Below are 22,613 nucleotides of genomic sequence, written 5' to 3'. Positions count from 1 at the left end.
CCGTCTATAGTTTTTTTATCATTATTCAAATTTAAAAATATAAAAAATATTCATAATTTTAAATATATATTATTTTTCTTTTTAAAAGACTAGTATATTTATACATTAAAAATATTTATATAATCATATTGACTAATTCAAAACAAAAATAGTACTCTATTTATAAAATAAAGTACTATTTTAACTATCTTTAAAAATCCTCTTTATAAAGTTAATCAATTCAAATTTCAGAATAAATCAGCTGGAAATTATTCATTTTTCACACTATCTATAACTTTATGAATTACTCCTCCTCCAATCAACATATCATTAGAATAAAACACCACTGACTGACCTTTAGTAATAGCTCTTTCATCTTCAAATAATTTTACAATTACTGCATTATTCTTTATTGGTATAATTATCCCTCTAGAAATTTTACTTGTATATCTAATCTTTATATCCACTTCCATAGATTTACTCAATTTTTCAAAAGGAATAAAGTTCAAATCCTTGGCTATAAGTTGATTTTTAAATAACTCCTCATTTTCTCCTAGAACAATCTGGTTAGTCTTTGGATTTATTTTTAAAACATATAAGGGCTTCCCTGTAGAAATTCCAAGGCCTTTTCTTTGTCCTATCGTATAATAAACTATCCCTTTATGTTTACCTAGCACTTTACCCTGTTTATTTATAAAATAACCTGCTTTAATATCCTTTTTTATCTCTTTTTCAATAAATTTTCCATGATTATTATCTGGTATAAAACATATTTCTTCACTATCTTTTTTATCATATACTTCTAAACCAATTGTCTTAGCAATCTTTCTTATATTATCTTTAGTATAGCCTCCACATGGAAGAAGTGTGTGTTTAAGCTGATGTTGTGTAAAATTGTATAATACATAACTTTGATCTTTCTTATTATCAATTCCTTTTTTAATAATATATCTTCCATCTTCTTTTTCAATCCTTGCATAATGCCCTGTAGCCATATAATCTGCACCTAAATTTAATGCTCTATTTAAAAATGAATGGAATTTTATATATTTATTACAATCTATACAAGGATTAGGCGTTCTTCCTTTAACATATTCTTTTATAAATTTCCCTATAATTTTGTCTTTAAATTCATCTTTGAAATCCATTACATAAAATGGTATTTTCAGTTTATATGCAACTCTTCTTGCATCCTCAACTGAAAATAAACTACAACATCCCCCTTGGTTTTGCTCATAATTTTTACTATCTTCCCATACTTTCATTGTAACTCCAATAACTTCATATCCCTGCTTTTGTAATAAATACGCTGCTACCGAACTATCTACTCCCCCACTCATTCCTAAAACAACCTTTTTACTAATCCTTATCACATCCTTTAATAGCTTTAGATATTATTTTTTCTTAGTTTTTCTATGATCTGAGAAATTATATTTACAACATAATTTATTTCCTCTTTAGTGGTTTTATCTCCAATACTAAATCTTAATGAAGATTTCGCCAAATTTTTATTTAAACCTAATGCCAATAACACATGGGATGGATTTATAGATGTAGATTGACAAGCACTGCCACTAGACACACATATACCTTCTCTGTCTAATATGAATACTAAATCTTCTCCTTGTATTCCATCAAAAGTTACATTTATATTATTAGGTAATCTATTTTTATAATCTCCATTTAGATAGGCATTAGGAATATTTAAAAGTTTTTCTATAAACATATCTCTTAAACTAGTTAGTCTCTTATTCTCACATTTCATATTTTGTATAGCAAGTTCCACTGCTGTGCCAAACCCAACTATAAAAGGTATGTTTTCTGTACCTGCCCTTCTACCTCTTTCTTGTGAACCACCATGTATTAAATTCTGTATTTTAATTCCTTTTCTTATATAAAGTCCACCAATTCCTTTAGGTCCATAAATTTTATGAGCAGATAAAGATATCATATCTATGTGCATAGCTAATACATCTATAGATATCTTACCTAGTGCTTGGACTGCATCTGTATGAAATACTATATTATTTTCATAACAAATATCTCCTATCTCTTTTATAGGTTGTATAGTGCCAATTTCATTATTAGCAAATATAATAGATACTAAAATAGTTTCTTTTTTAATAGCTTTTCTTAGTTCATTAATATCTATAAATCCTTTCTTATTTACACTAAGATAAGTTATTTGGAATCCTAAAGTTTCAAGATACTTACAACTCTTTAATACAGCCTCATGTTCAATTTGGCTGGTAATTATATGATTTCCCTTGTTTTTATTCTTCAGAGCAAATCCTTTTATGGCCCAATTATCGGCTTCAGTAGCTCCACTTGTAAAAAAAACCTCTTCTCTATTGGCTTTTATAGCTTTTGCAATCTTAAATCTATTTATATCTATAGCCATCTTGCTTTCTGTAGAAACTGAATACTGAGATGAAGGGTTCCCAAAATTCGTGGTAATAAAAGGCATCATATTCTCAATTACTTTTTCTTTTAAATAAGTAGTGGCTGCATAATCCATATATATTTTATCTTTCATAATTCATCACCTTATAATTTTAGTCAAATACATCCATTGATAAATATCTAGTTCCTGTATCAGGCAATAATACCACTATGTTTTTACCCGCATTTTCATCTCTTTTTGCTAATTCTATAGCCGCAAATATAGCCGCTCCAGATGAAATTCCAACCAATAAACCTTCTTTTTGTGCAACTTTTGCAGTAATATCAAAAGCCTCCTCATTTGACACTTTAATAATTTCATCAATTATTTCTTTTTTTAAAACTTCTGGAATAAATCCCGCTCCAATACCTTGTATTTTATGTGGCGCCGCTTCTCCACCTGATAGTACTTGTGATTCCTTAGGTTCTACAGCTACAATTTTTATTTTAGGATTTTTATGTTTAAGCACCTTTCCTACACCTGTAATCGTTCCACCTGTACCTACTCCTGCAACAAAGATATCAACATTATTATCAGTATCCTCAAGAATCTCTTTTCCCGTAGTTTTCTCATGTATTGATGGATTTGACAAATTCTTAAATTGTTGTGGCATAAATGAATTAGGATACTTCTCTAAAAGTTGTTCTGCCATTTTTACTGCACCTTTCATACCTTCATCTTTAGGAGTTAGAACAATTTTCGCACCATAAGCCTTTATTAGTTTTCTTCTCTCTATACTCATAGATTCAGGCATTGTTAAAATAAGTCTATAACCCTTAACTGCTGATACAATCGCAAGTCCTATACCAGTATTACCACTAGTTGGTTCTATTATTACTGTGCTTTTGTTTATAATATTACGCTTTTCAGCCTCTTCTATCATTTCCTTAGCTATTCTATCTTTAACACTTCCGCCAGGATTAAAATACTCTATTTTTACTATAATATTAGCCTTCAAATGATATTTTATTTTAATTTTTTCTAGAGTAACCAGGGGCGTATTGCCTACGGTTTCTATTAAATTTTTATATACCTTCATCTCATATACTCCTTTTATATTAATCATATAGGTTTAGTAGGTTTTAGTGTAAAAATTATATGTAATACATATAATTCGGATTTTTATATTTATTATATTGAAATACTAACTCCTCCAACGTAATTGAATCTACTATAGAATTTATACTATTATTTAGTTTTCCCCAGACATTTTCTTGAATGCATTTATCCATAGTATCAACTAGTTGTTCCCCATCGTTAGTTACAACATTTAAATCTCCTTCTAAAGCTCTTAGTATATGGCCTACAGTAATTTTAGACATGCTATCGGCTAACATATACCCTCCTTGAGCACCTTTTTTACTAATAACTAACCCATTTTTTCTTAGAGCTGAAAAAATTTGTTCTAAATATTTTTCCGAAATACTTTCTCTTTCAGATATGCTCTTCAAAGTAACATTTTCATAGATGGAATATACAGCTATATCTATCATTGCTTTTAAACCATATCTTCCTTTAGTAGAAATCTTCATTTTTTGCACCTCATGTATATAATTCCTATATGTTTGATATGATTATAATACTATTTTCTTTTACTGTCAAGTAACGCATGTAGTATTTTTAAACATATTATACTACATGCCTTTATTTATTTTATATATTTTTCATTAACAAAGTACTCCATAAGCTCTATGTCTTCTATACCTACCTCAAGAGGATACATTTCTTTTAATTCTTTACAAGATTTATCTAAATTATAACCATTTTTATACGCTATACATGAATACTTTCTAAGCTTATTAATATACTCATTAAACTCGTTTCTACCTACAGGACTACAATGGGATTCTACATACATATTAGCATCATACTCTTGTATTTTTTTAAGAAGATTTTTTAATCCTTCTTTTGAATAATACCAATTAGGTGCATATAGTTGAGCTGCTAAAGCATCTCCTAAAAAAACCGTTTTACTTTCTTTTACAAAAACTACAGTAGAATCTTCTGAATGGTCTCCACCTACATTTTCAATACAACAATTGATATCGCCTAAATCTATTTCCAACTTATCTTCAAATGTTATATCCGGTAAAATAATTTTTATATCTTCTCTACAATTTTTAAATTCTTTTTTTATCATATCAGCACAAAAAGGAATCTCTATTCCTTCTTTTACTCTTTTGTCTAGTTCCTCGTCATCCCATTTATAATAAATCATTTTCTCTATAGCTTCTTTTGTTTTAATATGAGATATTATAGGTACATTCATTTTTTCCATTCCAAATATGTGATCCCAATGCCAATGTGTTAAAGTTGCAAATTTAATAGGTGGTAAATCATACTCTTTAAGCTGATTTAAAAATAATTCAGCATGATTAGATGAGTTCCCACAATCAACTATCAAAGTACTTTTTTTACCATATATAGCTGCTAATATGGGCCTGTCTGTTTCATGATCTGCAGGAAGATATAAAATATTATCAGATAACCTTTTTATATGAAATTTATCCATTATGTCAACTCCTTATTATTGAAATTTAGTATCTTTGTTTATATTATTATAATATAATAGATTTGCTGTAACAATAGCATAAATCCTTCATAACATAATTATGTACCATTAATATATAGGAGGAGATTATGCATATACTTTCAGCTTTATTTTTTGCCATATCCTCAAGTGGAGATGGTTTTGTTGTAGGTTTAAGTTATGGAATAAATAAAATTAAAATAAATAATAGAAGTAATTTTATAATAGCCTTTATAGCTGGCATGGGTACTTTCCTTTCTATGCTTTGTGGTAAATTGCTTCTAAATATTATATCCCCTAATATAGCTAATGTAATTGGTAGTGTAATTTTAATGATTTTTGGATTATACATGTTATTTACTGCATTGAATACCAAACAAAAATCTATTAAAGATACAGATTATGAAAATGTACTAAAAAATCCTGAAATAATAGATATTAATGGATCCAAAAATATTGAAACCAAGGAAGCATTGATGCTTGGATTTATATTATGCTTAAACAATATCGGTCTAGGTATAGGCGCTAGTATAACAGGACTTAATATTTATATAACCTCTATATCGTCATTCTTGTTTAGCATAATATTCATACAATTAGGTGTTATTATAGGGGAACAATTTTTATCAGACAACCTTGCTAAATATTCAAATGTAGTATCTGCCATAATTATAATATTACTTGGATTATATGAGTTACTTGCATAAACAAAAAGGTATATAATGCAATAGCACTATATACCTTAAATAATATACTAACTATATGTTAAAATTAATTTCTCCATTACCTTCAAAACGTTTTACTTCTTCTATAGTATCTTGTGGATTTATGCCTTTCCCAAGTAACGTACCAGACAATATACATTTAGACATCAAATACTCTATGTCAACACCCATATTTTTTTCATCAATGGCCCTACTAATTATAGGTTTTATATACTCCATATATTGAGTAGATTTATAATTCATATCTCTTTGAATATTTTCTTCGTTTCTTGTTTTTTCCCTTTTATTACTCAAACTTAAAGTTAAAATATAATTATATAATAATGCATGCTTCATCTCATCCGTTAGTATACAAAATATAATATCTCTATAATATCTACTTGGTACACCATCTCTTATTAGTCTATATTTTTCCATAGCTTTTAATTTACCAAACATTGCTTCCTTTAAACCCTCTATATAAGTTTTTTGTTTGATATATTTTCCTTTATCTAAACTTTCAACACATTCATAAGTATATGAATAATAAATTTGTCTAAAGCACTTCCCATGATTTATCTCATCATTTTTTATTGTTCTTATAATTTCCTTTTGCTCTCTATTTGGTGATAAAGATAATAAATGATTATATTTTAAAATTTCATTTTTTTCTCCCTGCACAACTTCCTTAATTAAGCATAGGGACTGATTCAAACCATCATATGAAAAATCCATTCCATATTGAATGCGCCTATTATATGGTTTTAGATTTTCATCTTTACAACACTTCAACTTCATTCCTCCATAAATTTTATATACTATTTTATTATATGTGACATTATATCAATTGCTACTTATAGATAACTTCTTAAATATTTATAAAATTTTGTAACAAAAATATAATATTATCATATTTAATTATTGTAGATTACTTTAAAATGGAGATATATATGTTTTACTCTAGAATTGATGCTGTAAACTATGCTCTTACTTACGCTTTATCCCCTAATCCCGTTTACAAATATTTCCCTCTAGACAAAAATACTGGAGGTGACTGTGCTAATTTTGTTTCCCAAAGTTTATATGCTGGTAAAATACCTATGAATTTTATAAATGATCACCAATGGTTTTATAGCAAAACCACTCCACCAACTTGGTCGGTTTCATGGGCCGTAGCACATTCTTTATTTTGGACTTTGAAAATAAATTATAATTCAAATTTCAATGGTTTAAAAGGCTATGAAGTATTCGACTTTAGTTCACTACAACTTGGTGATTTAGTTTTTTTTGAGGATTATAATAAAAAAATTTTTCACAGTGCCATAATAACTTCTTTTATGGGTAATATACCTCTTATTTCACAACACTCCTTTGAAGCACGTAATATTCCATACTTCAATAGCTGGTCCGCCTATAAAGTACACTTTATAAAAGTGGCCTATTAATTTTTGAACATTTTTTAAATTATTTTAATATTGTATGGATTTAGATACTTAATCCTAATCTAAATAATATATAAATTAAAATGTGGTATTTACCAGTATTTAAATAATATTGACAAGTGAGCATTGTATCTACAAAAGTTGAGAAATAAACCGTACATGTAAATAATAAAATTTAAAAATAATAATTATACTTAACTAGAACCCATGTATAAACACCAAAAATATTTAATTGAAACTTAAAAAGAAACAATTTTATACAATAAAATCAAATAAAAAATTACTTTATAATTTTCTTTTAGCTGTCTTAAAATAAAACTTTAAGACAGCTTTTATGTATTATAAAAAAAACTACTATTTATTAATAGCTATTTTAGTTCTTTTTATCCATAATAATTTATTATTTAATTACTTCATTTCTAAGCTCATCAAAAAAATTTTCCATAAATATAAGTCTTTTCCTTGATACTTCTTTAGCCTTTTCCGTGTGTAACCTTTTATTTATATTTTTTAGTTTTAATTCATATTCCATATTAACAGAATGTTTACCAAAGTCTTTAATTCTACCATTTTCCATTATATTATTTAATTTATATTGTTCTGGAGATATATTTAAATATATACTTTGTCCAAATTCTCCTGCTAACATATATGCTCTAGCTATACCAATTGCACCTATAGCATCTAATTTATCTGCATCAAACAATATTTTTGCTTCTACCGTTTCCGGTTTATTATCGCTTCTATACCTATGACATAGTATACAGTGCTTTACTTTATCAATCTTTTCCCTATCATAATTTCTTTCATATAATATCTTTTCAGCCATGACTCCCCCAAGTACTTCATGTTTAATACTTCTTGTAGAATCTGAATCTTCTTTAAATCTAGCTATATCGTGAAGCAATGCAGATAGTGATAATATTTCTTTATCCACATTCTCTTCATATTTAGATAGATACAAACATAATTTATGCACTCTTAAAATATGATCCATACTATGTGCAGAACAGGATAACTCTTGTTCTACTACATTTAATATTTCAATAAATTTTTTTTCCAAATCTGTTCTCCCCTTTTTATTATATAAATTTATTAATTTAGTCACTGTATTATTATAATTATATGTTTTAATACCCATGTTCTTATATAGAGTTTAAAATTTTGTTCTGTTTTATGTTACATTCCTATTACATCATTTTTTAATCAACTTGCTTATATCTACAATTTAGGTATCTACTCAAAAATTACTAATAGGACAATACACTATATTTGTTTCCGTCTCTTTAATAATAGACAATATATTTTATTACAATCAACTAATACTTTATTTTAATTAATCAATCTACTATTTTGTTTTCAAACATGGTTAGTATAAATAGAATTTTGATTACATTTCATGTAGTTCCTCATTATTAATATAATTTTAAAAAATAAATATTACACTAAAATAATTTTTAATATTATTTAAAACACAGCAATGAACTTTCTCATTGATAATAAATTTTAAAAATTCTTTGGCTGTTTCTATCAAATATCCATTAACTAATTAAATACATTATCTCATCTGATAGAGTCATTTTATCTAAATTCCACTCCCTATCCATACTTTCTAGACTTATATATGGCAATTTTAACTCATTAACAAACTTATAGAAATCTTTGTCTAACCAAGGTGGAGTCCATGCCCCAGATCTACATACATGAATAGCATCTACAGGAATATTACCCCTAATTTCATTGAATTTCCTATACTTTATTTGAAATAAATGATTTATTTCCTTAAAATCTTCTGGATTTTCAAAGGTATGCATGGCATATATTATATTGGCATTACCTATTAACTTATCAGAGAATAATTTTCCAAGCCAATTGGCACAATTCACTTCAAATTGTAAAGAAGTTATTCCACCATACCCTAAGTCGGCATGGGCATCAAATAAATATACCTGTTTACAATTATGCCTTTTAGCTATCATATATGAAAACTTGTGTGAATCTGAAATGTATAAAGGAATTTTTTTAGTTATATAGAAATGCTTTAAAATTTTTCTCCAAAACTTACATATTGTCTTTTCTACTGTTACTTTTTTCTGTATATCAATACCTTTACTCTTTTCCTCTATATATCTTTTATACCAAAGATAATTTAAGTTATGTGTATTTTCTATATAGGAACCACACCATTTAGGTTTTATTCTAATAAAATAATCCCAATCAATACTTAAAAGAGTCTTGCACATAGCATCATCTCCTAATTTATCAATATCTTTAAAGTATTCATAGGCATTGTCCTATTTATAAATAATTCTAACATATAGTTATGCTTAATTCTATGAATAGCCTAAACTTTATGATAATATAAGTGATAAACAGTTTAAAAAGGAGATGTAACTATGGCTTTTATAGACTTATCCTACCCCATCGATTCTGATATGATAACTTATTGTGAAAAAGAAAGAACTAATATATATAATTTATCCTCTATTAATACGGAAGGTTACAATGTAAAAAAACTTTCCATTACTACCCATACCTCAACACATGTAGATGCCCCAAATCATATAATAGAAAATGGACTAACTATTGATAAAATACCATTAGATAACTTTTACGGACAAGGTATTATTATAGACTGCAGGAATATTAAATCCCAATGTATTGATATAGATATTCTAAATAACTACAACTTATCTAATAAAGATTTCATTTTATTTTACACAGGGCATGATAGATATTGGGGGACGGTTAACTACTTATCCAAATATAAGTATATGTCAAATAAATTATGCTACTATATGTCAAGCCTTGATATTAAAGGGGTCGGTATAGATACTATCTCTATAGATAGTGAAAGTAATATAACCTTAAATAACCATAATAAACTATTAAAAAATAATAAATTAATTATAGAAAACCTTGCTAATTTAAATTTTTTAGTAAATAAATCTTTTGAACTATTTTTATTCCCACTTAAAATTCAATGTGGTGATGGTTCACCTGTAAGATCTGTAGCAAAGACCTATAGCCTATAATCACATAAATCATAAATATCTCATAAAATATATTGAACATGATTATTAATTATGAAATGCATGTGTTCTATAAATAATGGAGGTTTTTTTATGATTGAAAAATGCCATACAAATATAACCTGTATTAACCCGATAAAAGTGGTTAATATAGAAAACCCTGTTAAGAAATCATTTCAAGGAAAATATTTCTTAGGTCAAACAAGATTTTTAACCTTCGGGGATGGTTGCAATGCTTGGGGAGGTTTATTTAACCCTAAAAAATCAGGAGTAAATCTATTTGTTAGTACCTTCGCTGTTACTAATGCTTCTGAAACACCTTTTCTTGCCCAAATATGGTTTAATCCTTTAATAAACCATCCAGGTGTTACCTCGAAAATGGTTACTCCAGGTAATACTGTACTTTGTCCACTTCCCAAACCAAAAATAAGATTAGCATATAATGAGAACACCTCTGAAAATCTCTGTAACGGAGTAAATGCATTTAATAGAATAGTACCAGCTTTTTCATCAATTGCCGATGATAAAAATGGGAAATTCATAATTCCACCCGGAGGATCTTTTGTAATCTTTCTTCCTTCTATAGATGAAGAGCTAAGAAAAGGTGATATCGCCTTTGGTTGGTGGGAAGAAAAATGTTAGTTTAACTAAACCAAACTGAGGGACGGTTAACAAATACAACTAAATCATATATTAACCGTCCCTTTAATAAATATAAAGAATATTCTTAAGTTAAATGGTTATAATTATGCATAACTCTTGTAATTAGTGAGGTGTTCTTTATATGCCAAGATGTGCAAGAATGAAATCAAACGATTCTATATTTCATATAATGATAAGAAGTATCAGTGAACTATTACTTTTCAAAAATAATAACGATAAAGATACGTATTTATCTTTTATGAAACACTATCAAAAATATATAATTTTAAAGTCTACGCTTACTGCCTTATGAATAATCATGCACATTTTATAATAGATAGCAATGGTGCAGATATATCAAGAATAATGCACAGTTTAGATTTTAGATACGCTATTAACTATAATAATAAATACCATAGACATGGCCATTTATTCCAAGATAGATTTAAAAGCAAAATTATAAATAACGAAAATTATTTAATTAAAGCTTCTGCGTATATACATAGAAATCCAGTGGATATTAAAAAATATGCTAACAGCCCTGAAAAATATAACTACTCTAGTCTAGGTGTTTATTTAGGTATAAAAAAAAGATATTTATGGAATACTTGATGATAACTTTATAATGCAATTATTTAATACCAACATTAAGCAATCCAGAAAAAGATATATAAATTTAGTATATATTTATGATGATAAAAAATTAAAAGAATATATTGAATTTAAGGATGAAAAAACTTGTTATTTAAGTGAAAGAAAAATTCTTACAAGAAACTTCACCTCAGAGGATATAATAGAATATCTAGCTATAAAATTAAATATTGAGAAAATAGAAATCTATATAAAAAATAATCCCAATTCTACAAAAGCACGAGCCATTGCTGTTCTTATGATGAGAGGGCTATGTAATTTTCGTTGTAAAGACATTTGCAAAATTCTTGGAAATATAACACAATCAAGGGTATCTTCTCTATGTAATAAAGCTATCAAAATTATTGACCAAGACAACTCATATATAAAATTAATAAATGATTTTATATTTGCATACAAAAAGTAATCATATATTTTTTAATATATAATGTAGTCATTTTTATATTAAAGTATGTTTTGTTGTTAATTTATGATGAAATAAACCCATCCAAGATATACCTTTCATTCTTTTAATATTAATTAGGTAATACTACTAAAACATTTATGAAAATAATCCAATTTATCTAGTATTCATCTTATAAAATTATATATTTTATATAAAGTTGTTTATTTGTTGAGTATTAAAACGTATAATTAAATAATTTTTGTAAAACACACCATTGCAAAAACTATAATTATAATTCCAGATATCTTATTAATTAAATTCAATATTCTAAATCCAATTTTATTTCTAAAAATAGAAATACTTGTACTTAATATAACCCACCATAATACAGAACCTAAAAACACTCCAAGTACTAACAACATAGAATGTTTATAATTATTAGTACTTGCTATTCCCACACCTGCAAAAATCCCTGTAAAACTAACTATAGTCATTGGATTCGTAATTGTAAGAAATAGGGTAGATACGTATACATTAGTAACCTTAGGAACTTCACTATTATGATCTTCTCTAGGCTTGGATAAAAAAGTCTTTATACCTAAATATAATAAAAATATTCCCCCTATAAATTGAAGCCAAAATACTTGTTTAATTAAAAAATCAGATATAACTGTAATCCCCAACGCGGCAATACTTCCGTATATAGCATCTGCCGTTGCTGCTCCTAATCCTGAAAAAAATCCACATTCCCATCCATATGCCAAAGTTCGTCTTATACATAGTACACCTATTGCCCCAACGGGAGCAGCTATAGAAAACCCTATTATTATGCCCTTTATCAATGCAGTATCCATTTAATTCTCCTTTTATTTAAAATTTAGCTTTTCTTCTTTTATCACATATTTCCTAAGAAATATAACAAGTAAACTAATTAATTATTTTATTTGTTAACCGTCCCTATATTACTATATTACTATTACCCTATTTTTATTTCCTGAGAAATACTTCCATATTTCTATTGCTAAAATATTTCATTTAAGGACTTATATTTAATTTTATCAATTTGAAGGTCATTTAAACTGCTAATTATATGATCCTTAATCAAAACTTCTAAAGATTTAACGTCTTTTTTATCAATAAGTTCAATCATCTGTTTATGATCATTTATGCTAGGAAATTGCAAACTACTATTATAAAATGCATCATACAATAGTAGATAAATAATAATCTGATTAATTATTTTTTCCATGAACTCAATTAAATATTTATTCCCACTCTTCCTAGCTAACATCATATGAAATTCCTTATTAATAGTGAAATATTTAAATATGTCTTGTTTTTTTAATTGTTCAACTTCTTTTTTTACAAGCCCCTTTAGTGTATTAACATCCCTTTTTTCTAATTTATCTATACCAAATCTTAATGCTATACATTCTAATTCTCCCCTTATTTTATATGCTTGTATAATTTCATCTACTGATGGCTGTATAATAAAAGCACCTTTATTAGGAATTATCGTTACAAAACCATCTATATATAATCTTTTAATGGCATTTCTTATTGGAGTCCTACTAACTTTCATCCTATCTGATATTGTACTTTCAACAAGTTGAATCCCAGGAGCTAATGTCCTATTTAAAATTGCCTCTTTTAAAGTTTCATAAACTACCTGCTCCATAGATTTTTTAGGTTTGTTTTCCATTAAAACTCTCTCCTTTTTAAAAATAAACCACCTTATCTTATATTTAAAAATCCTTCTCCGAAGGTTTCATGAATATGATTCACTGTAATAAAGGCATTCTCATCTACTGTTTTTATATACTTCCTTAATTTAGAAAATTCCTTTTTAGTTACGATTGTTCTTATAACCTCCTTTTCCTCATTTGTAAAAGCTCCTTTAGCTACATAGATAGTTGCCCCTCTTTCAATTTCACTTACTACATATTGTTTAATTTGTACACTTCTATTACTTATGATTACTACTTCTTTATTTATAGTTAAACTTTGGATAACCTTATCAATTGTTATTCCACTAAATAATACTCCTAAAACTCCATACATAGCACTTTCAATTCCAAAAATAACTCCTGAAAATATAGCTATACCTATATCACAAATTAATACCCCTTTCCCAAGATTAATATGAAAATATTTATTTAATATTTTGGCAATAATATCTGTTCCTCCCGTACAAGCATTTTGTTGAAATACAATAGCCATTCCTACGGCAGACATACAAGTTCCAAATATAAGTTGAGTAAGTATATCATGAGAAAAAGGTTTCGGTACAGGATTAATTTTTTGCAAAATAATAACCATTCCTGATAAAGTAAAACTAGAATATATCGTTTTTGCCCCAAAACCAAACCCTATAAAAATTACCCCTATAATAAATAACACTAAATCAATAGCCATCATTAAAGCTCCTACAGGCACTTTAGGTAAAAAATGATTAATTATAATTGCAAGACCACTGATTCCACCTGGGGCTAAAGAATTAGGGGCTAATATAAAATATATAGGTACTGCAACCAAAAGTAAACCAAAATTTATTAATAAGTATTCCTTTATTTTATTTTTCATACTTCATGTCCCCCTTTATTATTGTTCAATAATGTAGTACAATTCAGAACTACATTGTTTATTTTAAATGCATATAACTAATTTGTAAACATGTTATAATAAACCCTAAATTATTTTTATTACTTATATTATATTCTATTTTCTCAAACTAACTTTGTGATTTAAGTGTTGAAATATTAACAATTTCACTATATATTATATTTAGAAATTAAAACGATTTGAAAGGAGTACCTTATGTGTTATGTTTATATACTCCAGTGTTCAGATAGTACCCTTTATACTGGATGGACAAACAACCTAAATAAAAGGATAGAAACTCACTCTAAAGGTAAAGGTGCAAAATATACTAGATGCAGACTGCCAATAAAACTTGTTTATTATGAAAAATACGAAAATAAAATTTCTGCTCAGAAAAGAGAATATGCAATAAAAAAATTTACTAGAGAAAAAAAATTACTATTAATAGCAAATAGAATCTTATAAAATACAAAGGTATGTTCTTACAATTAATTAACCATACCCTAAGCACAAATTATTTCTATTTTATAATCTAATATTAATTTCTTCTCCTAATTTTATATATTCAATTTTATCCTTAAGTATACTCTTAAACCTTTTATAGGATTTTTCGCCTGTACAATGCGCGGTATAAATTTTTTCTATTTCCTGATCGATTATCATATTTATAATATATATAATACTTTTTTCAAAAGAAAAGTAAAAATTTATTGCAGGTAATTTTACCAAATGAAATCCTCCTATGAGCACCTTAATTTCCACCTGTCTAAAATTCTCTTTAACTGTCCTCACCATATTAATAACTCCGTTATGAGAACACCCTGTAAATACACATGCTTTACTTTTCTCTTTAATGACCATAATCAACTCATGATTAAAATCATCTTGTATTAATTTACCTTTTTCTTTAACTTTAAGATATTTATTTCCCCTGGGAATATCATAATATTTTTGAATATCTGTGATAATATATACCCCATTTAATATCTGTGTTAAATTATCTATATATATAATTCTATCTGAATATTCCTGAAAAACTTTTTTACTAATACTTATATTATTTCTAAAAAGTCCTACTTTAAAATAATACTCCTTTAGACACTCCCTTTTAATATAAATCTTTGCTTTACTATTTAACTTTAAAAAACTATTAAGCCCACCTCCATGATCACAATGTCCATGAGAAATTATTACAGCATCAATATCTTTTAGAGAGACTCCTAATATACTTGCATTATAAATAAATTTATCCGATCTTCCCGTATCAAAAAGAATCTTTTTATTGTCCTTTTCTATATATAATGATAACCCATGTTCATTATATAAATTATTATAATTCCCTTTTAAATTATCCATAAGCGAAATTATCTTCATATTAACCCTCTATTCTATAAAAATCTAATATATTATTATTTATCATCAATTAACATTTAAATTTCTTTTAATTATTTCCCAAATATACTTGCTATCTTTATTTTGTCTAGACAAATCCAGTTAACATTTATACTAATTGAAATTCATTTACATTCTCTCATTTTTCATTAGTGAATATCCAAAGTATATCCATATATCTTTATACAAGAATATATAATTGAAAATATAAATCTTCTCTATTACCCTTTAAATATTTTACTTTTAAAATTATTATAAACTCTTAATAAAAGCATAAAAATAACTACACTTTTTTAAGAGTTTATTTATCTATGCTACCAGTACCGCTGTACCAGATGCAGTAACCATAAGCATATCTCCTTGTGCTCCTAATACCTCATAATCAATTTTCACTCCAACCACTGCATTGGCTCCAATAGATAAAGCCCTTTTTTCCATTTCTCTTAATGCATTTTCTCTAGCTTCAATTAGCTCTCCCTCATAGGATTTTGAACGTCCCCCAAAAAAATTAGTTAATCCTGCTGCAAAATCTTTAATTACATTTATTCCGGATACCACTTCACCAAAAACTATCCCTTTATATTCAAGTACTCTTTTTCCTTCTATTGAATTTGTTGTTGTAGATATCATTATATTCCTCCCTTATATTTATATTATATATTTTTCTTTAATTAATTACTATATCTTATTAAATTATCAAACTTACAATTATTCTTAATGATTTCAATTGATAAACTCTATATATAATTAAATAACTATACCCTAAAATATATATCCACTTTAAGGTATAGTTTTCTTTTATTTTAGATTAAATTGTGCTTTTGACAGTAATTTCCCATTAGAAAAAGTACAATTTAAATTAGAGCCATTTTTATTCATCCAACTATAAATAATGGATTCTGAATTCATTACTTTACTTTGAGATAATATTTGTCCCTCTCCTAATATAGCTTTTACTTCATCATAGGACATGCCATTTTTAAGTTTATTATACTTTTCTAATGATACATTTGCATCCATCTTTTTAAGACCAACCTGAGATTTCCCTGTTACTTTTCCATTTTGTATTGTTATATTCATATTACTTATACCAATACCATTCCAATTATACATTACAGTTTTTATTCCGGAAATTTCTGAAGAACTTTGTTCTTTTCCTTCTCCTAATATAGCAATTGCCTCCTGTAAAGTTGATCCCATTTTAATCTTAATAAAGTTATCATAGTTAACTTTTATATCCTCTTTTTTATTTTTAGAACTTTGACTTTTGGAAGATTTATTTTTCACCTTATCATTTTCACCACCTAAATTAACAACAATTCCTCCTACTATAACAATTATTAGTAACCAAAACCACCACTTTTTATAATTTTTTTTCTTTTGTTCTTTCATTGAATCTCCTCCCCTGTTAAAAAATTCTATTTAATTATACCAAATATACGTACATTATGTAAATATAATAATTTTATTAACCTCTTTCCCATAAATAAAAACAGGATAAATATTTATCCTGTTTTTATTTTATATTAATTATTTATTATGCATTCTGCAATTTGAATTGCATTAAGTGCCGCTCCTTTTCTTATATTATCAGCTACTACCCATAAATTCAACCCATTATTTATACTAAAATCACGTCTTATCCTTCCTACATAGACCTCATCATTCCCTGATGCATCTATAGGCATAGGATATTCTAAATTTTTCACATTATCCTTTAACTTAATTCCATTAAAATTCTTATATAAATTTAAAATTTCTTCTATCTGAAATTCGTTTTCTAATTCAATATTTATACTTTCGCTATGTGAATTGAATACAGGCACTCTAACAGTAGTTGCAGTTACTTTTAAATTGTCATTATGAAATATTTTTTTTGTCTCATTTATCATTTTCATTTCCTCTTTCGTATACCCATCTTCTAAAAAAGAATCAATATGAGGAAGTACATTTCCTGCTATAGCATATGGAAATTTTTTAGGTGTTTGTCCATGATACCCTTCTTTCAAATCTGTATATCCAGCAACTCCTGCACCAGAAACTGCTTGATATGTAGAATAAATTATTCTTTTAAGTTTATATTTATCATTCAATGGTTTTAAAGCAACAACAGCTTGTATTGTAGAGCAATTAGGGTTAGCAATGATCCCCTTACTTAATTTTATATCCTCTGGATTCACTTCTGGAACTATCAAAGGTACATTAGGATCCATTCTCCAAGCACTACTATTATCTATAACAGTAGCTCCATAATTAACGAAGATAGGTGCAAATTTTAAACTAACACTACCTCCTGCAGAAAATAGTGCAAAATCTATCTTCTTACTTTTTATATTATTCTCATTCAATTCTTCTACAGTATATTTATAATTTTTAAACTTTATAATCTTTCCAGCTGATCTAGAAGAAGCAAAAAGATATAAATTTTCTATGGGAAACGCTCTCTCTTCTAAAATCTCTAAAAATTTTCTGCCTACCATTCCTGTACAACCTACCACAGCAACATTATAATTCATTATTAAATACCTCCTATAAATTTAATTCTCTAGCTAAAATTGTTACAGCCTTTTCTTTATCCTCTGACTCAATTGTATAAGAAATACTTATTTCAGAAGTAGTTACCTGTTTAAATTCAATATTATTATCTGCAAATATTTTAAACACATTGGCTGCAACTCCTGATTGTTTCATCATACCTATACCTATAACTGATACCTTAGTTATATCTATATCTTTAGACACTTCAATGTCACCTATACATTCTTTTAACTCTTTTGTTATTTCATTTATATATTGTATTTCTTCTTTAGATGTAGTAAAAGAGACATTAACATATCCGTTAATAGGTGCTGTTTGACTTATCATATCAATATTAACATTGTATTTTGCCAATTTTTCAAATATTAAGGCTATATTTTTAGCCTTATATGATACATTATTAATAGTAACCATAAGTACATCATCACTAACTGTAAGTCCTGTAATAGCTTTTCCTTCCATACTTTCATCATACTCCTTTATATAAGTTCCCATTTTATTTTCTTTACTTGACGCCACATAAATCGGTATATTATATTTACATGCGATTTCTACTGCCCTAGTTTCCATAACTCCTGCTCCTAAACTAGCCATTTCCATCATTTCCTCATAACTTATGCTATCAAGTTTTTTAGCTTCAGGATATAACCTTGGATCCACATCATATATTCCATCTACATCTGTATATATTTTACAAAGACAATTTAATTTTGCTGCCAAAGCTACTGCGGTTGTATCTGATCCACCTCTTCCTAAAGTCGTTATATCACCTTGATTATTCATACCTTGAAATCCAGCTACCACTATTATTTTACCCGCTTCTAAATACTTTTTAATCTTTTTAACATCTATATCTGAAATATGGTTTTTAGTGTGTACCCCTTGTGTCTTTATTCCAGCTTGAAATCCCGTAAGAGAAACTGCATCATATCCATAGTCTGAAAGTACCATTGACAGTAATGATATAGATACTTGTTCTCCTGTAGACATAAGCATATCCATCTCTCTCTTACTTGGATTTGAAGAAGCTTGTCTTGACATTTCTATAAGTCGATCTGTACTTTTTCCCATTGCTGAAACCACTACAATTACATCATTGCCTTTATCCTTTTCTTTAATTATTCTCTTAGCAACATCTTTCATCTTATCAATGGTAGCAACAGAACTACCTCCATACTTTTGAACTACTAAAGCCAAATGAATTCCCCCTTTAAATTTAAAATATAAAAAACAGCAATGAGCAAAAGGGTTCATTACTGTTTAAAATCAATGCCTTTTGCCCAAGTATGATAAGCACTTCATTAAAAACTGGGCAATTTTTTAAAGACAGTACTATGCTTATTTAGCATAATCCCAATATACAGTTTGTATATTTCGGCAGTTATCCCTTTCCTTAGTTAAAAGTACTAATGACGACTGCAGCCTCTATATCATACTTTAATCCTGATATTCAATTTATAAAATATTATAAAAAAACAGTTATAAGCAAAAGGTACTACTCATAACTGTTTATTTTAAACCTTTTGCCCCAATGTGATAAGCACCCCTTCAAAAAATTGGGCTATTCTTTGAAGACAGTACTATACTTATTTAGCATAGTCCCAATATACGGTTGTATACTTCGGCAATTACCCCTTTCCTTAAATAAAAGTACTAATGGCAGTTGCGGCCTCTATATCACACTGTTTATATATTCAGTTTTAAATTCCAAATTACATTGTATTGATTATATCAGAGAAAATTTTTTTAGTCAATATTTTCTTTTTTTATCTTAAAAACCCTTAAGAGTTTTTAAATATTCGCCTAATCTATCATTAGCTTGCTGAATACTAGTTGCTGTATTCTCAGTAAAATTTCCTGTATTAACTGCCATATCAGAAGAAGAAACTATTCCCTTTAAATACCCACAATACTTATGGTGAATTGCTCTCATTTCATCTTCATATGATAAATTAACCACCTCATTTAAATACTTGTGTAAATTTTTATTTTCCTGTTTAAGAACAGTTATGGATCTATTGTCTATAGCATTAATACTATTTTGAACTGCTTGTTTTACCTTGCCGCTGTAGTTGAATAAATCCTTTGTATAAATAGCATCAGATTTTGTTGAATTAAATATATCAATAGGGGTCTTTCCTGCCATAAGTCCCTTAACAGAAGTATAAACAAAGAATATTAACAAAATAAATATTATAAGTTTTGCTACTTTTTTAAGTATACACAATATAATACTTACTGCAAATATAAAAGCTAATACATAAAATATGGTATTATGATTCATATTTAATACCTCCATTACTAACAATTAATTTATAGAATCTATTTAGTTTTTCTTTAAATTCTTTAATATTTATAAATCTTGCTTGTCGTATAATTTCTTTTTCTTGAAAAAATACAAGAATACATGGTATAGTAAAAACATTAAACCTTCCAATTGCTTCTTTAACTTCATCAATTTCTATTTTCCCAATTTTCAAATTAGAATATTCATTAATTATCTCTTTAATTTTCAATAAAACAGTAGTGCACACACCACATTTTAATGAAGAAAAATACAAGATTGTTACACTATTGTCTTTAATAAACATATCAATATCTTCTAAAGAATTTAATATCCTCATGTTAGTCCTCCTTATTTTTTATAATTATATCACAATATTTACTTTAATATTTAATGACTATGGCAATTTTAACTTTATATTTATATATTATTGCACTATACCTCTTAATAAACTCCATATATTTTAATACTGTATTAAAGCCTAACATAGTTTCATTATATTTAATAGTTTTTTATCTTTGCTAAATAAATTAATTTATATCAAAGATAATAAGATTAAAATCACTTTTGGATATATTATCTTTATCTATGAAATACATATGTTTTTATTATCCTACTTAAAACTTTCAAACACATCTTTGTTATATATATTTATATTATTAAGATATTAAATATAAAAATTTCTCTAAAACATTTACTCCTCATTAAATTTAGCTTGTAAAATATAATATAACTATTCAATGAATTACAATTTTAAATTCATATTAAATAAAAACAAATAGATATATTTCTATTTGCTTTTATATTTTATTTTAAATAATTTCCTACATGCATTCTTTTATTTAATAAAAAATATGTATATATTAAAAAAAATACAAATAATATATTTATATTTTTAAAAAATTATATTATAATTACTCTTGGTCAGTTTCTTCAATTATATATAACAATAAATATTTTTGCGTTGTATTTTGTCTAAAATGTTCCAGTATATGAAACACCATATACGCTTAAACTATATTATATTACTAAGAAGGGGTGCTAGAATGAAGACATTTCAAGTTCTAATCGATGAAACTTTAACAGCTGCAGATATAGAGGAGTTAGAAGCAGCAGCAGATTTATTTCAATTTGGTATCGAAAAAGGATACTATAATAAAAGACAAGCGGATGAATTTAACACCACTTATTGGAAGGTAAAAAATAGATATCTAGCCTATGAAATATCCCAAACTGTAAAAGGGAATAAACTAGATATTATTTCTATAGTGTCCAATGCTCCATCTCATGTTAAAAATAATAAACAAGATCTTCTTAATTATGTAAATGGACGTATGAAAGCACTAAAAGGAAAAATAAACTCGTCATGGTAATATAGATTTTAGTATATTAAAATTTCAAAAATAGATGGTGCAAGTATAAACTTGTACCATTTATTTTTATGTTATAGTGGTTTACAGATAATTTCTTTAATCCTTGTATTAAATATATCCATAGCATTCGCCGGACGAATTATAACTGCAGTATCTGCACCTTTTCCTGACCCACCTATAGCTATTATGTCTTCATCAAAAGGAACTAATCCTGCATCTAAAGCCATAGTTGAAATTTCAACCGCCACTTTTGTCCCTTGGCCAAACATTCTTAATGTATAAGCTACAATTTCTACAGGAGATACCCCTCCAAACTTTATAGAAATAGCTCTCTCTGCTCCTGAAAGCACATGTGAAGAAGTATACACCTTAAAGCCGAAAGATTGTAATTCTTTTTTTACATCTTCTCTCATTTCATTTTCACCTAAGATTTTATGACCAAACGCATGAGTAATTACCACTATATTTAATCCACAATTTTTTAATAATTTAGCTGTATCTCCTTCATGAGAAGCCACTACAATATACTTAATTCCTCTTTTTTTAGCTGTATCTACAGCTAATTTAATAGTGTTTTCAGTATTTTCTACTCCTTGATTTTTAAAATACATATTACC

28 protein-coding genes and 2 riboswitches are annotated in these 22,613 nt (G+C 26.9%); of the genes, 9 read left to right on the top strand and 19 right to left on the bottom strand.

Annotated features, from left to right (window positions below):
• Window positions 1-248: 248 nt before the first annotated feature.
• From mnmA to EJL03_RS02490, 5 genes are all read right to left on the bottom strand, one after another.
• A complete protein-coding gene (mnmA, locus tag EJL03_RS02510; RefSeq protein ID WP_125152455.1) occupies window positions 249-1,343 on the bottom strand; it encodes a tRNA 2-thiouridine(34) synthase MnmA in 1,095 nt (364 codons plus the stop codon).
• A gap of 23 nt (window positions 1,344-1,366) precedes the next feature.
• Window positions 1,367-2,515: a cysteine desulfurase NifS gene (gene nifS, locus EJL03_RS02505; RefSeq protein WP_125152385.1), complete on the bottom strand. Its 1,149-nt coding sequence runs from the start codon at window positions 2,513-2,515 to the stop codon at window positions 1,367-1,369.
• Window positions 2,516-2,534: 19 nt separating this feature from the next.
• The gene (gene cysK / locus EJL03_RS02500) at window positions 2,535-3,461 is read right to left on the bottom strand and encodes a cysteine synthase A (protein WP_125152384.1); all 927 of its coding nucleotides are present in this window, start codon (window positions 3,459-3,461) and stop codon (window positions 2,535-2,537) included.
• Between the two features lie 55 nt (window positions 3,462-3,516).
• Window positions 3,517-3,954: an RrF2 family transcriptional regulator gene (locus tag EJL03_RS02495; RefSeq protein ID WP_125152383.1), complete on the bottom strand. Its 438-nt coding sequence runs from the start codon at window positions 3,952-3,954 to the stop codon at window positions 3,517-3,519.
• 116 nt (window positions 3,955-4,070) lie between these two features.
• The gene (locus EJL03_RS02490) at window positions 4,071-4,934 is read right to left on the bottom strand and encodes an MBL fold metallo-hydrolase (protein WP_125152382.1); all 864 of its coding nucleotides are present in this window, start codon (window positions 4,932-4,934) and stop codon (window positions 4,071-4,073) included.
• Between the two features lie 128 nt (window positions 4,935-5,062).
• On the opposite strand from EJL03_RS02490, the gene ytaF reads away from it, so the two are divergent.
• Window positions 5,063-5,659, top strand: coding sequence for a sporulation membrane protein YtaF (gene ytaF, locus EJL03_RS02485; protein WP_125152381.1), 597 nt, complete (start codon window positions 5,063-5,065; stop codon window positions 5,657-5,659).
• A 51-nt stretch (window positions 5,660-5,710) separates the two neighbouring features.
• Here the strand turns inward: ytaF and EJL03_RS02480 are convergent, their stop codons facing one another.
• Window positions 5,711-6,448: a ferritin-like domain-containing protein gene (locus tag EJL03_RS02480; RefSeq protein WP_125152380.1), complete on the bottom strand. Its 738-nt coding sequence runs from the start codon at window positions 6,446-6,448 to the stop codon at window positions 5,711-5,713.
• A gap of 158 nt (window positions 6,449-6,606) precedes the next feature.
• Here EJL03_RS02480 and EJL03_RS02475 point away from each other — a divergent pair, with 158 nt between their 5' ends.
• Complete coding sequence (locus EJL03_RS02475) at window positions 6,607-7,101, top strand: amidase domain-containing protein (RefSeq protein WP_243108611.1); 495 nt, start codon at window positions 6,607-6,609, stop codon at window positions 7,099-7,101.
• A 397-nt stretch (window positions 7,102-7,498) separates the two neighbouring features.
• Here the strand turns inward: EJL03_RS02475 and EJL03_RS02470 are convergent, their stop codons facing one another.
• Both EJL03_RS02470 and EJL03_RS02465 read right to left on the bottom strand, forming a co-directional pair.
• Window positions 7,499-8,161 (bottom strand): HD domain-containing protein, encoded by a 663-nt coding sequence (locus EJL03_RS02470; RefSeq protein ID WP_125152378.1) that lies wholly within the window; start codon window positions 8,159-8,161, stop codon window positions 7,499-7,501.
• A 478-nt stretch (window positions 8,162-8,639) separates the two neighbouring features.
• Window positions 8,640-9,341 carry an arginase gene (locus tag EJL03_RS02465; protein WP_125152377.1) on the bottom strand — a complete coding sequence of 234 codons (702 nt, stop codon included), beginning with the start codon at window positions 9,339-9,341 and terminating at the stop codon, window positions 8,640-8,642.
• A 153-nt stretch (window positions 9,342-9,494) separates the two neighbouring features.
• Here EJL03_RS02465 and EJL03_RS02460 point away from each other — a divergent pair, with 153 nt between their 5' ends.
• The 5 genes from EJL03_RS02460 to EJL03_RS16320 all read left to right on the top strand — a co-directional run bounded on the left by EJL03_RS02460 (window position 9,495) and on the right by EJL03_RS16320 (window position 11,829).
• On the top strand, window positions 9,495-10,133 hold the full coding sequence (locus tag EJL03_RS02460; protein WP_125152376.1) for a cyclase family protein: 639 nt from the start codon (window positions 9,495-9,497) through the stop codon (window positions 10,131-10,133).
• Window positions 10,134-10,223: 90 nt separating this feature from the next.
• Window positions 10,224-10,772, top strand: a complete 549-nt coding sequence (locus EJL03_RS02455; RefSeq protein ID WP_125152375.1) for a DUF6143 family protein — start codon at window positions 10,224-10,226, stop codon at window positions 10,770-10,772.
• A 142-nt stretch (window positions 10,773-10,914) separates the two neighbouring features.
• Window positions 10,915-11,085, top strand: a complete 171-nt coding sequence (locus EJL03_RS16330; protein ID WP_243108609.1) for a hypothetical protein — start codon at window positions 10,915-10,917, stop codon at window positions 11,083-11,085.
• Complete coding sequence (locus EJL03_RS16325; protein WP_243108607.1) at window positions 11,082-11,384, top strand: transposase; 303 nt, start codon at window positions 11,082-11,084, stop codon at window positions 11,382-11,384. Before EJL03_RS16330 ends, EJL03_RS16325 begins: the two co-directional genes overlap by 4 nt.
• Before the next feature lie 13 nt (window positions 11,385-11,397).
• Window positions 11,398-11,829, top strand: coding sequence for a hypothetical protein (locus EJL03_RS16320; protein ID WP_243108606.1), 432 nt, complete (start codon window positions 11,398-11,400; stop codon window positions 11,827-11,829).
• A 227-nt stretch (window positions 11,830-12,056) separates the two neighbouring features.
• Here EJL03_RS16320 and EJL03_RS02445 read toward each other — a convergent pair whose 3' ends face one another.
• From EJL03_RS02445 to EJL03_RS02435, 3 genes are all read right to left on the bottom strand, one after another.
• Window positions 12,057-12,662: a LysE family translocator gene (locus EJL03_RS02445; RefSeq protein WP_125152374.1), complete on the bottom strand. Its 606-nt coding sequence runs from the start codon at window positions 12,660-12,662 to the stop codon at window positions 12,057-12,059.
• 167 nt (window positions 12,663-12,829) lie between these two features.
• A complete protein-coding gene (locus tag EJL03_RS02440; protein WP_125152373.1) occupies window positions 12,830-13,510 on the bottom strand; it encodes a GntR family transcriptional regulator in 681 nt (226 codons plus the stop codon).
• Between the two features lie 32 nt (window positions 13,511-13,542).
• A complete protein-coding gene (locus EJL03_RS02435; RefSeq protein WP_125152372.1) occupies window positions 13,543-14,391 on the bottom strand; it encodes a YitT family protein in 849 nt (282 codons plus the stop codon).
• Between the two features lie 234 nt (window positions 14,392-14,625).
• On the opposite strand from EJL03_RS02435, the gene EJL03_RS02430 reads away from it, so the two are divergent.
• Entirely contained in the window at window positions 14,626-14,874 is a 249-nt protein-coding gene (locus EJL03_RS02430) for a GIY-YIG nuclease family protein (protein WP_125152371.1), read from the top strand.
• Between the two features lie 60 nt (window positions 14,875-14,934).
• Here the strand turns inward: EJL03_RS02430 and EJL03_RS02425 are convergent, their stop codons facing one another.
• From EJL03_RS02425 to EJL03_RS02395, 7 genes are all read right to left on the bottom strand, one after another.
• The gene (locus EJL03_RS02425; protein WP_125152370.1) at window positions 14,935-15,783 is read right to left on the bottom strand and encodes an MBL fold metallo-hydrolase; all 849 of its coding nucleotides are present in this window, start codon (window positions 15,781-15,783) and stop codon (window positions 14,935-14,937) included.
• Between the two features lie 327 nt (window positions 15,784-16,110).
• Window positions 16,111-16,431, bottom strand: coding sequence for a putative heavy metal-binding protein (locus EJL03_RS02420; RefSeq protein ID WP_125152369.1), 321 nt, complete (start codon window positions 16,429-16,431; stop codon window positions 16,111-16,113).
• Window positions 16,432-16,599: 168 nt separating this feature from the next.
• Window positions 16,600-17,193: a DUF3862 domain-containing protein gene (locus EJL03_RS02415; protein ID WP_125152368.1), complete on the bottom strand. Its 594-nt coding sequence runs from the start codon at window positions 17,191-17,193 to the stop codon at window positions 16,600-16,602.
• Window positions 17,194-17,327: 134 nt separating this feature from the next.
• Window positions 17,328-18,317 carry an aspartate-semialdehyde dehydrogenase gene (locus EJL03_RS02410; protein WP_125152367.1) on the bottom strand — a complete coding sequence of 330 codons (990 nt, stop codon included), beginning with the start codon at window positions 18,315-18,317 and terminating at the stop codon, window positions 17,328-17,330.
• A 13-nt stretch (window positions 18,318-18,330) separates the two neighbouring features.
• Window positions 18,331-19,536, bottom strand: a complete 1,206-nt coding sequence (locus tag EJL03_RS02405) for an aspartate kinase (protein WP_125152366.1) — start codon at window positions 19,534-19,536, stop codon at window positions 18,331-18,333.
• 85 nt (window positions 19,537-19,621) lie between these two features.
• Window positions 19,622-19,777, bottom strand: a riboswitch (Lysine riboswitch).
• Window positions 19,778-19,869: 92 nt separating this feature from the next.
• Window positions 19,870-20,023: riboswitch (Lysine riboswitch) on the bottom strand.
• An 87-nt stretch (window positions 20,024-20,110) separates the two neighbouring features.
• Entirely contained in the window at window positions 20,111-20,623 is a 513-nt protein-coding gene (locus EJL03_RS02400; RefSeq protein ID WP_125152365.1) for a hypothetical protein, read from the bottom strand.
• Window positions 20,613-20,963, bottom strand: coding sequence for a thioredoxin family protein (locus EJL03_RS02395; RefSeq protein ID WP_125152364.1), 351 nt, complete (start codon window positions 20,961-20,963; stop codon window positions 20,613-20,615). Before EJL03_RS02395 ends, EJL03_RS02400 begins: the two co-directional genes overlap by 11 nt.
• 706 nt (window positions 20,964-21,669) lie before the next feature.
• Between EJL03_RS02395 and EJL03_RS02390 the strand changes: the two genes are divergently transcribed.
• Window positions 21,670-21,996 (top strand): hypothetical protein, encoded by a 327-nt coding sequence (locus EJL03_RS02390; RefSeq protein ID WP_125152363.1) that lies wholly within the window; start codon window positions 21,670-21,672, stop codon window positions 21,994-21,996.
• A 71-nt stretch (window positions 21,997-22,067) separates the two neighbouring features.
• Here the strand turns inward: EJL03_RS02390 and EJL03_RS02385 are convergent, their stop codons facing one another.
• The gene (locus tag EJL03_RS02385) at window positions 22,068-22,607 is read right to left on the bottom strand and encodes a pyruvate kinase alpha/beta domain-containing protein (protein WP_125152362.1); all 540 of its coding nucleotides are present in this window, start codon (window positions 22,605-22,607) and stop codon (window positions 22,068-22,070) included.
• Window positions 22,608-22,613: the final 6 nt, after the last annotated feature.

Source organism: Clostridium rectalis (assembly GCF_900626095.1).
GTDB lineage: Bacteria > Bacillota > Clostridia > Clostridiales > Clostridiaceae > Clostridium_AS > Clostridium_AS rectalis.
This window is presented reverse-complemented; position numbering and strand designations above follow the sequence as displayed.

What these genes read in the sequence shown, in the direction of transcription:
- EJL03_RS02460 (WP_125152376.1), top strand. Translation starts at nt 9,495, where the DNA reads ATGGCTTTTATAGACTTATCCTACCCCATCGATTCTGATATGATAACT.
- EJL03_RS02435 (WP_125152372.1), bottom strand. Translation starts at nt 14,391, where the DNA reads ATGAAAAATAAAATAAAGGAATACTTATTAATAAATTTTGGTTTACTT.
- EJL03_RS16320 (WP_243108606.1), top strand. Translation starts at nt 11,398, where the DNA reads ATGCAATTATTTAATACCAACATTAAGCAATCCAGAAAAAGATATATA.
- EJL03_RS02420 (WP_125152369.1), bottom strand. Translation starts at nt 16,431, where the DNA reads ATGATATCTACAACAACAAATTCAATAGAAGGAAAAAGAGTACTTGAA.
- EJL03_RS02465 (WP_125152377.1), bottom strand. Translation starts at nt 9,341, where the DNA reads ATGTGCAAGACTCTTTTAAGTATTGATTGGGATTATTTTATTAGAATA.
- EJL03_RS02455 (WP_125152375.1), top strand. Translation starts at nt 10,224, where the DNA reads ATGATTGAAAAATGCCATACAAATATAACCTGTATTAACCCGATAAAA.
- EJL03_RS02430 (WP_125152371.1), top strand. Translation starts at nt 14,626, where the DNA reads ATGTGTTATGTTTATATACTCCAGTGTTCAGATAGTACCCTTTATACT.
- EJL03_RS02475 (WP_243108611.1), top strand. Translation starts at nt 6,607, where the DNA reads ATGTTTTACTCTAGAATTGATGCTGTAAACTATGCTCTTACTTACGCT.
- EJL03_RS02385 (WP_125152362.1), bottom strand. Translation starts at nt 22,607, where the DNA reads ATGTATTTTAAAAATCAAGGAGTAGAAAATACTGAAAACACTATTAAA.
- EJL03_RS02425 (WP_125152370.1), bottom strand. Translation starts at nt 15,783, where the DNA reads ATGAAGATAATTTCGCTTATGGATAATTTAAAAGGGAATTATAATAAT.
- EJL03_RS02400 (WP_125152365.1), bottom strand. Translation starts at nt 20,623, where the DNA reads ATGAATCATAATACCATATTTTATGTATTAGCTTTTATATTTGCAGTA.
- EJL03_RS16325 (WP_243108607.1), top strand. Translation starts at nt 11,082, where the DNA reads ATGAATAATCATGCACATTTTATAATAGATAGCAATGGTGCAGATATA.
- EJL03_RS02395 (WP_125152364.1), bottom strand. Translation starts at nt 20,963, where the DNA reads ATGAGGATATTAAATTCTTTAGAAGATATTGATATGTTTATTAAAGAC.
- EJL03_RS02495 (WP_125152383.1), bottom strand. Translation starts at nt 3,954, where the DNA reads ATGAAGATTTCTACTAAAGGAAGATATGGTTTAAAAGCAATGATAGAT.
- cysK (WP_125152384.1), bottom strand. Translation starts at nt 3,461, where the DNA reads ATGAAGGTATATAAAAATTTAATAGAAACCGTAGGCAATACGCCCCTG.
- EJL03_RS16330 (WP_243108609.1), top strand. Translation starts at nt 10,915, where the DNA reads ATGCCAAGATGTGCAAGAATGAAATCAAACGATTCTATATTTCATATA.
- EJL03_RS02445 (WP_125152374.1), bottom strand. Translation starts at nt 12,662, where the DNA reads ATGGATACTGCATTGATAAAGGGCATAATAATAGGGTTTTCTATAGCT.
- ytaF (WP_125152381.1), top strand. Translation starts at nt 5,063, where the DNA reads ATGCATATACTTTCAGCTTTATTTTTTGCCATATCCTCAAGTGGAGAT.
- EJL03_RS02390 (WP_125152363.1), top strand. Translation starts at nt 21,670, where the DNA reads ATGAAGACATTTCAAGTTCTAATCGATGAAACTTTAACAGCTGCAGAT.
- EJL03_RS02440 (WP_125152373.1), bottom strand. Translation starts at nt 13,510, where the DNA reads ATGGAAAACAAACCTAAAAAATCTATGGAGCAGGTAGTTTATGAAACT.
- nifS (WP_125152385.1), bottom strand. Translation starts at nt 2,515, where the DNA reads ATGAAAGATAAAATATATATGGATTATGCAGCCACTACTTATTTAAAA.
- EJL03_RS02410 (WP_125152367.1), bottom strand. Translation starts at nt 18,317, where the DNA reads ATGAATTATAATGTTGCTGTGGTAGGTTGTACAGGAATGGTAGGCAGA.
- EJL03_RS02490 (WP_125152382.1), bottom strand. Translation starts at nt 4,934, where the DNA reads ATGGATAAATTTCATATAAAAAGGTTATCTGATAATATTTTATATCTT.
- EJL03_RS02415 (WP_125152368.1), bottom strand. Translation starts at nt 17,193, where the DNA reads ATGAAAGAACAAAAGAAAAAAAATTATAAAAAGTGGTGGTTTTGGTTA.